The organism is Allobosea sp. UNC402CLCol (assembly GCF_000745475.1).
In the GTDB taxonomy this organism is placed as follows: Bacteria; Pseudomonadota; Alphaproteobacteria; order Rhizobiales; family Beijerinckiaceae; genus Allobosea; species Allobosea spartocytisi.
Genome location: NZ_JQJJ01000010.1, coordinates 643,053 through 656,460 on the forward strand (window position 1 = coordinate 643,053; position 13,408 = coordinate 656,460).

Genomic DNA, 13,408 nt, shown 5'->3' on the forward strand with positions numbered 1-13,408 from the left:
GGGACGGCGACCGTCTGGACAGGAAGCCTGCTTATGGTGTGATTGCCTGAGGCGGGGGATGGAAGAGCGGCGATCCGATGCGACGAATGCAAATTCCAACATCACGCCCAGGACCATGCTCGGTTGGCTGAGATGAGGGACTTGCGCATACCCACGGTCGAGGCTCGCCGTCATCGTGTCGTCGGTTCGAGTTGGCGGGTTGTGGGGATGCGTGCCCTTCTGGCCGCGTTCCTGCTCGCCGTCCTGGCCGGGCCGCTTTTCGCGCAGGCGCCCGAGGGCCGCCGGATCGCGCTCGTGATCGGCGTGTCGGATTATGGCGGGCAGGGTAACCTCACCAATCCGGAACGGGATGCGCGCGCTACGGCCGAAACGCTCGAACGGCTCGGCTACGACGTCCGCACGCTTATCAATCCGCGCGCAGCGGCGGTGGATGCCGCCATCGACGGGCTCGATTCCGCAACGCCGATCCAGTCGCTGCTGTTCTTCTTCTCCGGCCATGGCCGGAGGGTCGGCGGCGTTTCCCTTCTCGCGCTGGGCGAGCGGGATCCGCAGACGCACCGGCAGAAGACGCTCGATCTGGCCGAGCTGAGCACCCGCTTCCAGCGGCTGAAGGCAGGCTCGACGATCTTCGTCCTTGATGCCTGCCGCACCGAAACGGAGTTGAAGGACGCTGCCGGCGAGGCCGGGCTCGCGCCGCCGCCGCGTGCGACCGGGACCTTCTTCGCCTATGCTTCGGCTCCCGGAGGCGAGGCTTTCGACAGGGGCGGCGGGCGCGGGCTCAGCCCCTTCACCTTCGCCTTCATCGATGAACTGCTGATTCCGGGCCAGGATATCGGCGTGATCATGCGCAAGGTGCGCGAGCGCGTTTCGCGCGCCACCGGCGAGCGGCAGGTTCCGTGGAGTGAGGACGCGCTCACCGGGCCGCTCGTCATCAATGCCGCGCCGGCGGCGCCACAGCTCTTCGACCTCTACGGAAAGGCGCTGAAGGGCGACGCCTCGGCCGCGCGCGAACTCGGCCTGGCCTATCTGCGCGGTCAGGGCGTGGCCATGGATGTCGAGCGCGGCGCGGCACTCCTTCGCAGCGCGGCCGAGGGCAAGGACATCGCCGCGATGCTGGCGCTTGGCGCCTTCGAGGCTTCGCGCGATCAGAACGCATTGATGCCGGGCGGCCGCGCCCGGGAGTGGTACGGGAAGGCGGCGCAGGCCGGCAGCGCCGAAGGCATGTTCCTGCTGGCGGAGCAGGATGCGAAGCGCCTGCCGGAAGGCCGCAAGCCGACGGAGGAGACGATAGCGCTCTATCGCCGCGCCATGCAGGCGGGACACCGCGATGCGACAGCCCGTTATCTCAGCCTGAACCTGCGCTTTCGCTTCGACCGGGCCTTGGACAGGGACGCCACGATCGCGGCTTTGCGCGAGAACGCCGCAGCCGAGAACCTTGCCTCCATGGTGGAACTCGGCCGTCTCTACGCGACACCCGACCGGGCTGAGACGGACTATCGCGAGGCCGATTTCTGGCTGGAGCGCGCCGCCATGCGCGGCTCCGCCGAGGCGCTGCTCGAACAGGCCAAGCTGTTCGGCCTTGGGCGCGGTCGGCTGGCCGATCCGGTGCGGGCGCATGCGCTGACGAAGCAGGCGGCGGAGCGCGGCGATGGCCTGGCGATGCTCATGCTCGGCCGGCAATACCAGCAAGGGCAGGGCGTCGCTCCCGACCCGGCCGAAGCCGTGTCCTGGTTCCGCAAGGCTGTGGCGGCGGGAACGGCCGAGGCCTTCGCCGATCTCGGCCATGCCTTCGAAGCCGGGCTCGGCACCGATCAGAATCTCGCCGAGGCCGTGGCGCAATACCGACGCGGGGCTGCGCTGAACGATGCCGTCAGCACGCGCTACCTCGCCGTGATGTATGAGCAGGGCCTTGGCGTGCGCCGCAACATGGACCGGGCGATCGCTTACTACATGCGCGCGGCGGAGCTGGGGGACGGCCGGGCTCAGGCCTCGCTGGCGGTGCTCGTCAACAACGGCATGCTGACGAGCACGCCCGACCCGACGCTGGGCGCGGCCGCCCTCGAAAAAGTGGTCGGGCGGACCCGCGACGCGTCCTATACCTTCCGGCTCGCCCAGATGACCGAGAAGGGCGTGGGCCGCCCCGCCGATCCGGCCAAGGCCGCCGAGCTCTACAAGCAGGCTGCCGATCTCGGCAGCGTGGCGGCGCTTTCGGAGCTCGCGAGCCTCTACAGGCTGGGCCGCGGCGTGCCGAGGGATCCCGCGCAGGCCCAGGAGCTCTGGCAGAGGGCCGCGAGCGCGGGCGATCAGCCGGCCTACTACAATCTGGCGGTCCTCTATGGGGAGCGTAGCACCAACCCGGAGGATCAGGCGGAAGCCGGGCGTTGGGCGCGGCGCGGCGCCGAAGCAGGAGGCAGCGAGGCGATGACCTTGCATGCCCGCAACCTCTATTTCGGCGAGCACGGGCAGACTCGCGATACGGACGGCGCATTCGGCTGGCTGGAGCGCGCCTTGGCTGAGGGCAATGGCTGGGCGGCGGGCACCCTTCTGGCGATCATCACCGACGGCAAGATCGGCGCGCCCCAGCCCGATCGGGACCGGGCGCTGTTGCTGCTGGTGCAAGCGGCCAACCGCCAGGGCAATACGGTCGCGGCCGAGGCGCTGCGCATGGTCTGGCGCGAACGCGAGGGCGTCGACATGCAGACGGCGACCGAACAGGCGCTGGTCCAGCGACTCGACGGACCGCAGCGGGGCATGGCCGCGCTTCTGCTCGGCCTCGGCTATCGTGAAGGCCGCTTCGGCGGACGGCCCGACGGCCCGAAGGCGGCCAGGTACTTCGACATGGCGATCGCAGCCGGCGAGGTCGAAGCCTATCGCCATCTCGGCGATCTCCATGCCGACCGGATGCTGCCGGATGCTTCGCCGCGGGAGGCTTTCCGCAACTACCAGGCCGGCGCCGAGCGCGGCGAGCCGGGCGCCATGAACAATCTCGGCGTCGCTTACCGCCACGGTCTCGGCGTCACCCGGAATTTCGAGCTGGCTTTCGAGAATTTCAAGGCTGCTGCCGAGCGCGGGCATGTCCCTGCCATGCACAATCTGGCCGTCGCCTATCAGCGCGGGTTCGGCGTCTCGCCGTCACCCGAGCAGGCGGAGCTCTGGTACGAGCGGGCGATCGCGAAGGGGGATCTCGGCTCCCGGCTCGGGCTCGTCACGGTGCTGCTCAACACCGAGAAGGAGGAGGATCGCGACTATGCGCGCGCCCTCTTCAACCTTGCGGAGCTCGGACGCCATGGCGTGCCGGCAGCGGCGACCTCCCTTAGCGAGATCGTCCGCAACGGGACGCTGCCGCGTGGCGTGCGCGAGCGGGCGGTGAAGATCCTGTCGCAGCTTCAGGAGACCCGTCCCCGGGGCGGGGCGCCTGAGGCGCTGAAGGCGCTCGCCGCCGCGGGGATCGTCGCGCGCTCCGGCGAAAGCTACGAGCTGGTGCAGCCGAAATCGGCCCGGCGATGACCGCGACCGGAGCCGCCGGCGCGCATCCTATGGCGCCGCGGCCTTGGAGGTCGCGGGCTTGCCGACGCTTCCAACCAGCTTGATCGCTGCGAGCAGCGCCGTATCCGTGCCCGATGGCGCCGCCGAAACCGCGCCGGCCACCTCGCTCTCGGTTTGGGCATCGAGTTTCGACCCGCTGCCGGAGCGCGGCGTGAGCAATCCGCTCTCCTCGTCGAGCACGAGATCGGGAGCGACGCCCGCACCGTCCAGCGCGGCGCCGGTCGCGCGATAGACGCGCGCCGTCGTGACGATGAGGGCGCCTTGCCCCTCCGGCAGCGGCAGTACGGTCTGGATCGTGCCCGCTCCGGCGGTCTTCTGCCCGACCACGAGCGCGCGGCCATGGTCCTGGAGCGCGCCCGCGACGATCTCGGCGCCTGCGCCGGTCCGACTGTCGACGATCACCACGATAGGCAGCCCGGAGACGACGTCGCCTTGCCGGGAGACGAGCCTGCGCGCATTGGCCGGGGTGCGGCCGCGCAGATTCGCGATCTCGGTTCCAGCCGGCAGCATCATGCCGCCGAGCTGCTCTGCTGCGTCGAGCAGGCCGCCGGCATTGCCGCGCATGTCGAGCACCAGCCCTTCGAGTGGGCCCCCGGCGCGTGAAGCCGCCGCGTCGAGCGCGGATTGCAGGTTTGTTCGCGTATTGCCGTCAAAGGCACTGATCTTGATTACCGCGACACGGCCCTCGAGAGTCCAGCGCAACGAAGGCGGGGCCTGCACCGGCCCGCGCACCGGGCGGAGCGTGAGCGGCGCGGGTGCGCCGGGCCGTTCGACCTTGAGCACGGGGCTGGTGCCGAGCGCTCCACGCAGCAGCGCCACCGCCTCCGGCAGGGGCAGTCCCGTCGTCGGGCGGCCGTCGATGCCGACCAGCACATCGCCGGCCTGAAGTCCCGCGCGCTCGCCGGGGCCACCGGGCAATGGGCGGACCACCGTGAGCGCTCCGCCTTTCACAGTCAGCTCCAGACCGACCGAGGCCGGCGGCGGCTGCATCTCGGCCGGCAGCACGAGCCGGCTGTGCGGATCGAGACCCGCCATCATGCCCCGCAGGGCGGCCGCGAGCGCTGCGTCGCGCTCGCGGCCGGCGCGAAACCGCATGATTTCGGCGATCAAGAGATCCGCTTGCGGCTTGAAGCCAATGGCGGTCGCCTCGGCCTGCATGGCTGCGTCGAGCGAGCGCCTTCGGGAAGAGGCGAGCTCCCCCGCCATGTTTCCGAGCCCGCGCAGCCCATGCATGAACAGACTGCGGGGTTCGACCACGTCGACATAGTGCTCCGCCACCTGTGCAGCTGCCAGGGTGATCGTGGTTTCAACCTGCTCGCGCGGTGTGGCAGCGGCCGGCAGCATCGCTCCCATGGCCGTGGTCCAGAATGTCAGGAGCGCCAGCAATCTCATCGCATCTCACCCATGGGTATCAAGGCGGGCGCGACTGCTGCGGCGCTCGCCGCTGCAAGCGATAGCAGATTCGGGGCAGGAATCAGCCCGGGGTGCTCGCCCGGGCCGTCCCGGCGGAGAGCCGCGGAGGGCAGGGCGAGATACCGGTCATACGCCGCCTGTCACTGGTCATGGCGTGCTCGGTTGGAGTGTCTGCGCACTGCGGGCGAAAAAAGGCGCGTTGATCGGTCTGCGCGTCGTCTGGCGCATTCCCGATGCGATCGGGCGTGAGGTCTCGACGGAATTCTCAGCAGCCGATCACTTTGAACTCGACCCGGCGGTCGAGCGCGTCGCTGGCATCGTCCTTGCCGGTTCCGACGAGATTCTCCTTGTAGCCGCGGCCGGTCGCGATCATGCGGCCGCGATTGTCGGGCGCGCCGGTCAGCAGCAGGTCCATGACGAATTGCGCCCGCAGGGTCGAAAGCCGCTCGTTCACCTGGGGCAGGCCGGTATGCGAGGTATGGCCGACGATCTCCAGGCAGGCGCCCTTCTGGCGGGAGCGCGTCGCGATCTGGCTCAGCCACATCGGATAGGGATCGGTGATCTGGCGGTCATCGACGAATTGCGTCGTGCCGGGCTTGAACAGCAGCTTCACCATCAGCCGATCGGTGGCGAGGCCGTAATCGATCAGGTCGCCGAAGGCATCGACCATGTCCTCGCGCCGGGCGAGCTTGCTGGCGGCGAGATAGGTGCCGATCCTGACGCGGTGCTGCTCACCGCCCGGCAGCTTGCGCGCCGCCCTGTAGAAGGCCAGTGCCTCGCGGAAATGCTGGGTCTCATAGGCGAGGATGCCGTCATTGATCAGCGCATTGGCGGTGAGCTTCTCGACATAAGCGGGATCGATCGGATCCCCCAGCTTCGTGCCTTGGCAGACCTTGATATAGGAATCCGTCGCTTGATCCTTCGCCCAGAGCGGCGAGTCCTGAAAATAAAGCGTCGGCGTCGTGTCGACGCCTTCCGGGCGGGCACGCGAGACGCCCTTGGAGACGATGCTGTTGGATTTGAGATCGGCCAGCGTCAGGCAGATCCGGTAGGCGTCGCGCGGTCCGTCCGCCACGCCCTGGTTGTTGACGGCGGTGAAGGTGCCGACCAGCACAACCGGCTTGCTCGCCAGGGCCTCGCTGTCGAAGGGCAGGACGGTGAAGCGCGGATAGTTCGCCTTGACCATCTCCATCAGGGTCGCCTGCATCGAGCGCGTCGCGGCTGATTGCGCGCCGGAGGCCGCGTCGATCAGCGGGTCGATGACGAGGTTGACCTTGTCTCCGGAGACGGTCGCCTTGCCGAAGAGGTCATCGGCTGCCTTGCGGAGCGCATCGGCAAAAGGAACGGGCGTCGGGGGTGGCGGGGTCTGGGCGATGGCCGCGGTCGCGCCTGCCAGCAGAGCCAAGCCGATCATGGCGATCTTGAAGCGGACCAGGCCTGTCATGCCTCACCTTTCCAGCTTCGGCCGGGCGTTTCGCCGCGACCACCCCGCATCAGCGGCATTGCCGCAATTGTTCGCGTGCCGCGGGCGTGAGATCGCCGAGCTGAGCACGCATCAGGAGTTCGGCGCACTCGCCGGAGGCTCGCCCTCTCGGCGGGGCTTCCGCCGGGCGCGCGGGCACGCCCGGCATGGCGACGGGTTGCGTCGAGCGGTTCTGCGGCAGCGCCCCGGGCGTGCCGAGCCTGGCCGCCATGGCTTGCTCGACGGCCCGACGCTCTTCGGCAAGGCGCTGCTTTTCCGTCTCGATCGCCGCGAGCTCGGCTTCCCGGCGGGCGAGCTCGTCGGCGAGGCGCGCGCGTTCCGCTTTGTCCTGGGCGCGCGGCGGGGGCGGGGCAGGGGCAATCGCGACAGGCGCGGAACCCGGAGCCGGCGAGGGCGCGGGAACGCCGACCGCGTCGCCGCTATCCTTGCGGGCGAGATCGTCGGCAGCCTGCCGCCGGCCCTGTTCCGCCTTTTCCAGACGCTCGAGCAAGGCGCGTTCGCGCTCGGCGAATTCGCGTACGAGCTGGTCGCGCTCGCTCGAGGTCGTGGAGCGGCGCTCGAGCAGGTCGAGCCGCGTGCGCGCATCGATGACAAAGAAGCTCTGCGGATAACGCTGGATGAAGGCCTGCAGTGCGGTGGGATCGTCGCTGGCGCGGATGCGGCGCCAGACATCGGCATCCGTTTCCTCGCGATTGAGGTAGAAGTCGCCCAGCAGGGAGAGCGAGAGTTCCGGCGTCTGGCGACCGGCCGTCGTATCGTAGACGCTCTTCTGCACGCGGCGGAACAGCGCCGCGACCTCGAGGCCAGGCTGGTCGATCTCGCGCACCAGGGCGGCGGTGAAGGGGCTGTTGCGGCCGGCGCCGTCGGCGGCGACGTCGTTCGCCTGCGTGGCATAGGCGATGACCATGCCTTGCGCGCGCTGGACCGGGGCGAGGCCGGAGCCGACAGAGAAGCCGCGCGTCGCCTGCCGCTTGGCGAGCAAGCCGACGAAGGGGTTGTTGCGGCAGGCGTCGAGCACCATGATCTTGACGCCCTTGGCATAGTTCAGGGCGGTGACGACGTCGTTGAGCCGCGTCGTCTCGTACTGGACGCCGACCTCGTCCTCGATCTTCGCCTCGACCGGAACGAGATAGTTCTCGCCGTTGAACTGGAAGCCGTGGCCGGCGAAATAGAACATCGCGGCATCGGCATCCTGAGCCAGCCGGGCGAAGCGCGTCAGGGCCGCGTCCATGCCGCGCTTGTCGAGATCGATGCCGTCGACCACCTCGAAGCCGACCTTGCGCAGGGCGACCGCCATGTCGCGCGCGTCGTTCATGGTGTTCGGCAGCACGGGTGCGTTGCGATAGGCGGAATTGCCGATGACGAGCGCCACGCGGCGCTCGGGCGGCGTCTCGGCCATGGCGAGGCCGGACAGCAGCAGGAGGATCAGGCCGCAGAGTCTGGCGACGAGAATCATGGGTCTTCCCTAGAGGCTGCCGGCAACCTCTACGTCATGCTAATGCATGATCCCGGCCTTCTCCATAACAAAGCATAGTCATCGATACGAGGGGACGGTGTTTTGCTTGAAGGCTCCAGGCTCCGCTGCTAGCCTTCCGTCCCTCTCCTCGCGGAAGGAAGACGCTGATGCTCCGCCTTGCGCCGGCGCTTCTGCTGTTGGGTCTGGCCGTGGCGATGCCGCTGGCCGGAGCATCGGCGCAGGAGCGCGCCCGGCAGCGCAGCCCGGCCCCTGCCACCGCGCGTCTTTCCTTCATCGGTCTCGCCGACAAGGCGCAGGTTCCCGCCAAGCTCACGGTGCGGTTCGCGATCACCGGCATGGAGGTCGTCCCGGCGGGGCAGGCGGCGCGCAATGGCGGGCATCACCACCTGCTGATCGACACCGAATTGCCGCCGCTCGACCAGCCGATCCCCAGCGACTTCAACCATATCCATTTCGGCGGCGGCCAGACCGAGGCCGAGATCGCGCTGACGCCGGGCAAGCACACGCTGCAATTGCTCTTCGCCGATCACAACCACGTGCCGCATGATCCGCCCGTCATGTCCGAGCGCATCACGGTCGAGGTTCCGGCGGCGGCGCCCGAGAAGCCGCGCTCGGCTGCCGCGCCCGGCGCGCGTGTCTTCTTCATCGACCTGCAGGACGGCGCGACGATCCCGAGCCACGCCAGGATCCGCTTTGGGGCGGAAGGCATCACGGTGACGCCGGCCGGGACCGCCAGCCCAAATGGCGGCCACCACCATCTCCTCGTCGATACCGAATTGCCGGCGCTCGACCGCGAGATCCCCAGCGATTTCAACCATCTGCATTTCGGGCGCGGGCAGACCGAGGCCGAGCTCTCGCTGCCGCCCGGCGAACACACGCTGCAATTGCTGATGGGCGATCACGAGCATGTGCCGCACGATCCTCCCGTGATGTCGGCGCGCATCCGGATCCGCGTCGTCGCCGATGGGCAACCCGTTGTTGCTGCGCAGCCGGCGCCGCATGCCCATGGCGCTGGCGCTGCCCGCACGCCATCGCCCAACGATGCGGCTGTCTATTTCGTTTATCCGCGGGATGGCGACCGGATCTACCCGACATCGACCATCCGCTTCGGCCTGCGCAATATGGGTGTGGCGCCGGCTGGCGTCGCCAAGCCGAATACCGGCCATCACCATCTGCTGGTCGATGCCGGGCCGCCTTCCTTCGATGCGCCGATCCCGGCCGATCTCAACCATATCCATCTCGGCGGCGGCCAGACCGAGTACAAGCTGACCCTACCGAACGGGCGGCACACGTTGCAGCTCCTGCTCGCCGACGAGAACCATCTGCCACATGATCCGCCGGTGATCTCGGAGCGCATCACGGTGATCGTGGCGCCGGGCGGGCCGAACGCGAGGAGGCGCCGGTGATGTCGCGAGCCCGCATCGCAGCCGCCGGCCTTTTCGCGCTGGCAGCGTGGCAGGGCCTTCCCGCGGAAGCCGTCGCGCAGACGCCCGCGCGCCAACCCGCGCCGCCGGGCGCGCAGGTCTATTTCCACTATCCCGTCGATGGCCTGAGCGTGCCCGAGCGCTTCACCGTGCGGATCGGCCTGCGCGGCATGGGCGTCGCGCCGGCCGGCGTCAACCACGCGCGGACCGGCCATCACCACCTGCTGATCGACACCGAGCCCGGACCGCCGGAACAGCCGATCCCATCCGACTACAACCATATTCATCTGGGCAACGGCCAGACCGAGGTGGTGGTGACCCTGCCCAAGGGCCGGCACACGCTGCAATTGCTGCTCGGCGACTACACCCATACGCCGCATGATCCGCCCGTGATGTCGCCGAAGATCACGATCAATGTCCGCTAGCTGAGGGGCTTTCGTCTGAAGATGGCCTGGTTACGCGTCCTGATCGCCGTCGTGCTGCTGCCGATGCTGGCCGCTTCCGGGCTTGCCCAGCAGCCGAGCGAGGTCGCGCGTGTCGCACTCGTCATCGCCAACGAAGCCTATCCGGAGGCGCCGATGGCGGGCGCCGCCCAGCGGGGTCGCGCCGTCGCGCAGGTGTTGAGCGCCGGCGGCTTCGATGTCGTCTCGGTCGAGAATGTCGATCGCAATGCGCTGCGGCAGGCGATCGCCGGCTTTGCGAGCAAGCTCAGGCGCGGTGCGCAGGCCGTGGTGTTCTATAGCGGCCATGCCATTCAGGAGCGGAACCGCAATTTCTTGCTGTCGGTGCAGAACGGCGCTGAGGGCGCGGTCGATCTCGACGAGATCGTCGATCCGCTGATCGTCGCCCGGCCGGCGAGCGCCCTGATCTTCCTCGATGCCGGCCGCGACAATCCCTGGCAAGGCAAGGCCAAGGGGCTCCTGCCGCTCGAACCGATGGATGGCATCGCGGTGCTGTTCCCGACGGCACCGGGCAAGGCATTGCCGGGCGGTCCCGACCGCGCCGTCGCGGCCTGGCTCAAGGCGATCCGGACGCCGGGGCTGGAAATGGCGCAGGCCCTGAAGCAGGTGCGGGACACGGTTTCGCGCGAAACCCGGCGCAGCCAGCAGGTCTGGCTCTCGGCGGAACCGCCGAAGGGGCTCGTCGTCACGCCGGTCTTTCAGCCGGTCGCGGTGGCGCTCGGCAGCCGCGCCGTCATCCCGCCGCCGCAGACGCCGGGCGTAACCCAGGATGCGGCCTATGATCTCGCCTTCTGGGAATCGATCCGCAACAGCCGGAACGCGGCGGAGTACCGCGCCTATCTCGATGCCTTTCCGAACGGGCGCTTCGCTTCGCTGGCCCGGGCCCGCGAGCAGGAATATCGCGCCGGCCCGGTTGCACCTGCTGCCACAGCCGTTGCAATCGCCACCCCGCCGGCATCGCCCCAGCCAGCAGGCGCGCCGCAGCGCGACTGCACAGGCTGCCCGGAGCTGGTCGCGATCCCAGCCGGCAGCTTCCAGATGGGCTCGAATGATCTCTACGAATTCGAGAAGCCGGTGCATCCGGTGACCGTCCGCGGCTTCTATCTCGGAGCCCGCGAGGTGACCTTCGAGGAGTGGGATCTCTGCGTCGACCAGGGCGGCTGCAATTACCGGCCGGATGATCGCGGGCTCGGCCGCGGCAAGCGGCCGGTCACCGACATCCACTGGAACGATGCCAATGCCTATCTCACCTGGCTCTCGGCCCGGACCGGCAAGCCCTATCGCCTGCCGACCGAAAGCGAGTGGGAATATGCGGCGCGCGCCGGCGCGACGACGACCTACCCTTGGGGCCAGACGCTGGTGAAGGAGCGGGCGAACTGCCTCGGCTGCAACGACCAGAAGCGCGGCAGCGCCACTCCGGCCGGCCAGTTCCCTCCCAACGCGTTCGGCCTCTACGACATGGCCGGCAACGCCGCCGAATGGGTCGCCGATTGCTGGAGCGAGAATTATCGCGGCGCGCCGCGCGATGGCAGCGCCTATACGGTCGCGAATTGCCGCGAGCGCGTGCTGCGTGGCGGCTCGTTCAACAACGATCCGCGCTATCTGCGCTCGGCCGCGCGCTTCAAATACGAGCCCGATGTGCGCTTCTACACCAACGGCTTCCGCGTCGCGCGTGACCGATAGGCCTGTCCGTTCCACCTCGAATTGCAAGAGCGTCGTGTTCGCGCGGTCATCGACTCCTACGCTCGCATGCGCAGCGGCCTCTTAATCGGCGGCGAGCCTGACCTGCGGGCTGAAGACGTTCGTCTTCACCAGCCACCCTTGACGTCGCAGTTCGCGTCTTGCCATCGCGGATGCGTCTGCCGATATCCAGATTTCCTTCCTGATCCGAGAATTGCTGCTGCTCGCCAGTGCGGTACCGAGCTGCGAGAGCTGAGCCGCGTTTTCCGATGTCCAGGCAAGGTCGTCGGCTGTGAACAGAGCCACTCTCCTGTTCGCGCCGACCGAAATGACCGGAATGCGTTCGACGATTTCCACGCCACTGATACCGTCGTTGCCAAAGGGACGTGCCGAGAGATAGGCGAGCGTCTGCAGCGCCGTGAAGGCGTCCACTCTTGTTTCGCTCGACGCGACGAAGGAGGCGAGCGCCTCGAGCCCCGGTGCGTCCGACATGCCGCTCAGGAAACCCACCGTCCGTGTCTTTTCGGTCGGCGTGAGTTTGTCGCTCAGCAGCAATCGTTTGATCGTGTCCTCCGGGATGTTCAGCTTTTCCAAGCGCTCGCGGTTGACCGCCGCCGTTTCATCCGGCGGCATGTCGAGCGTTCGCGAGGTGAGTGAATCGAGCGTTCCGAGGCCCGAAAAGACGGTACCCGCTCCGCCGGGAACGAAGCCAAGTGCACGGTTGACGCCGAAGGATCCAGCGGCCGAGTAGGATGCGACCTTGTTGAGCTCGCGCGAGAGCGGGATGAAATGAGTGTAGGGATCGACGCGCAATGCCTCGGCCAGACGTCGCTTCTCTTTCGGTCTGTCGACGAACTTCTCAAACAAGTTCTCGTTCTCGCGCTCCGGCCGTCGCTTCTCTGGCTTGCCGAAGGTGGTGACGAATTCGCCAGCGTCGGACAGGGTACGCCGCACCGAACCGACCCGCCGGGAAACGTTGCTGTATGTTCCTTGCGCGCCGCCGATCGGGTCCCTCACCGTATTGACGACACCTCGGATCGGGCTGAGGACAGCTTTGCCGGCGGCGTGCACGAATTCCCCTGACAAAGACTGTTTCTTGAGCGCGTCCAGGGCGACGAGCTCCCGGAGATGATTGCGTGCGAGATCGTCGCCGGTCACCGGGTAGGTGCCGAACTCCGTGGCAAAGACGTAGGTGTTGTATCGTCCGTCGCTTCTGGCGTCGCTTTCTACGGTGTAACCGGGGCCTGTCTGGAGCGTTCCCAGAACAGCGGTTGCAGGCTTGGCTCGCGGTTGTTCGTGCTGGCCCGTTGTCCTACCGGATGGAAGCGCAGCGGCCGCCGATGTCACCGGGGCATAGTCGAAGACCTGTCCGGGAGCGTTGCTCTGGGCACAGCCTGCGAGAAGCGTGAGCAGCGCGACCGATCCGACGCTGCCAATCCCGGCACGCCCCGCGACCGCGGATAGGCCAGCGCAATGGAAGCCGCTCGCGAGCTGCGCTGCTTGAGCCGTTTGAAGGAGGCCGCCGGGGCAACTCTTTGCATTGCGCGACCGGCGCACTGAACGTTGGAAAAGTATCGGCGGGACAGTCATTCGACCTCGCAATAAGACACATTTATGCGTCTGCACGAGTTCTTGACCAGATAAGACGCAATAACGCATCTTATCTGCCGATCGCGAATGCTTCGTGCCGCCCCGTCGCTTTCGATGGTTCCATGATTCGCAAGGCTTCGCGTCAATAAAATGGCAGGACGTATGGACGATGCGGGCCCCTAGCCGGCGCTGTTCGGCGCCCCTCGGGTAGAAGCCGGAGCGCTGCGATTGCCAGCACGACGAACCCGTGCAACGTCGAATTTCGATATCGCGCGCAGCCAAGAAGGCTACCGCCCGCCAGATCAGGTTAGGTTATTTGGCGTCAGTTGGTTCT

Annotated in this window: 8 protein-coding genes; 4 read left to right on the forward strand and 4 right to left on the reverse strand. The window is 67.8% G+C overall.

Annotation, left to right across the window (positions count from 1 at the left end; all coding sequences use genetic code 11):
• Positions 1 to 207 precede the first annotated feature (207 nt).
• Positions 208 to 3,507 (forward strand): caspase family protein, encoded by a 3,300-nt coding sequence (locus GY40_RS14900; protein ID WP_038363469.1) that lies wholly within the window; start codon positions 208 to 210, stop codon positions 3,505 to 3,507.
• 27 nt (positions 3,508 to 3,534) lie between these two features.
• On the opposite strand, the gene GY40_RS14905 is transcribed toward GY40_RS14900, so the two are convergent.
• The 3 genes from GY40_RS14905 to GY40_RS26595 all read right to left on the reverse strand — a co-directional run bounded on the left by GY40_RS14905 (position 3,535) and on the right by GY40_RS26595 (position 7,898).
• Positions 3,535 to 4,938 carry a S41 family peptidase gene (locus GY40_RS14905; RefSeq protein WP_081925414.1) on the reverse strand — a complete coding sequence of 468 codons (1,404 nt, stop codon included), beginning with the start codon at positions 4,936 to 4,938 and terminating at the stop codon, positions 3,535 to 3,537.
• A gap of 286 nt (positions 4,939 to 5,224) precedes the next feature.
• Positions 5,225 to 6,403: an OmpA family protein gene (locus GY40_RS14910; protein ID WP_038363474.1), complete on the reverse strand. Its 1,179-nt coding sequence runs from the start codon at positions 6,401 to 6,403 to the stop codon at positions 5,225 to 5,227.
• Positions 6,404 to 6,452: 49 nt separating this feature from the next.
• Complete coding sequence (locus GY40_RS26595; RefSeq protein ID WP_051988073.1) at positions 6,453 to 7,898, reverse strand: caspase family protein; 1,446 nt, start codon at positions 7,896 to 7,898, stop codon at positions 6,453 to 6,455.
• A 167-nt stretch (positions 7,899 to 8,065) separates the two neighbouring features.
• Here GY40_RS26595 and GY40_RS28270 point away from each other — a divergent pair, with 167 nt between their 5' ends.
• Genes GY40_RS28270 through GY40_RS26600 form a run of 3 tightly spaced genes read left to right on the forward strand, consistent with a single transcriptional unit; the run spans position 8,066 to position 11,487 of the window.
• A complete protein-coding gene (locus tag GY40_RS28270) occupies positions 8,066 to 9,325 on the forward strand; it encodes a DUF4399 domain-containing protein (RefSeq protein WP_248311174.1) in 1,260 nt (419 codons plus the stop codon).
• Positions 9,325 to 9,768 (forward strand): DUF4399 domain-containing protein, encoded by a 444-nt coding sequence (locus tag GY40_RS14930; protein ID WP_038363476.1) that lies wholly within the window; start codon positions 9,325 to 9,327, stop codon positions 9,766 to 9,768. Before GY40_RS28270 ends, GY40_RS14930 begins: the two co-directional genes overlap by 1 nt.
• A gap of 21 nt (positions 9,769 to 9,789) precedes the next feature.
• Positions 9,790 to 11,487 (forward strand): SUMF1/EgtB/PvdO family nonheme iron enzyme, encoded by a 1,698-nt coding sequence (locus GY40_RS26600; protein WP_051988074.1) that lies wholly within the window; start codon positions 9,790 to 9,792, stop codon positions 11,485 to 11,487.
• Between the two features lie 81 nt (positions 11,488 to 11,568).
• Here GY40_RS26600 and GY40_RS14940 read toward each other — a convergent pair whose 3' ends face one another.
• Positions 11,569 to 13,074: a hypothetical protein gene (locus GY40_RS14940; protein WP_133560690.1), complete on the reverse strand. Its 1,506-nt coding sequence runs from the start codon at positions 13,072 to 13,074 to the stop codon at positions 11,569 to 11,571.
• Positions 13,075 to 13,408 lie beyond the last annotated feature (334 nt).

Bases quoted from the DNA above. Each gene is read 5' to 3' on its own strand.
- GY40_RS14900 (WP_038363469.1), top strand. From the start codon at position 208: ATGCGTGCCCTTCTGGCCGCGTTCCTGCTCGCCGTCCTGGCCGGGCCG.
- GY40_RS14905 (WP_081925414.1), bottom strand. From the start codon at position 4,938: ATGAGATTGCTGGCGCTCCTGACATTCTGGACCACGGCCATGGGAGCG.
- GY40_RS14910 (WP_038363474.1), bottom strand. From the start codon at position 6,403: ATGACAGGCCTGGTCCGCTTCAAGATCGCCATGATCGGCTTGGCTCTG.
- GY40_RS26595 (WP_051988073.1), bottom strand. From the start codon at position 7,898: ATGATTCTCGTCGCCAGACTCTGCGGCCTGATCCTCCTGCTGCTGTCC.
- GY40_RS28270 (WP_248311174.1), top strand. From the start codon at position 8,066: ATGCTCCGCCTTGCGCCGGCGCTTCTGCTGTTGGGTCTGGCCGTGGCG.
- GY40_RS14930 (WP_038363476.1), top strand. From the start codon at position 9,325: ATGTCGCGAGCCCGCATCGCAGCCGCCGGCCTTTTCGCGCTGGCAGCG.
- GY40_RS26600 (WP_051988074.1), top strand. From the start codon at position 9,790: ATGGCCTGGTTACGCGTCCTGATCGCCGTCGTGCTGCTGCCGATGCTG.
- GY40_RS14940 (WP_133560690.1), bottom strand. From the start codon at position 13,074: ATGACTGTCCCGCCGATACTTTTCCAACGTTCAGTGCGCCGGTCGCGC.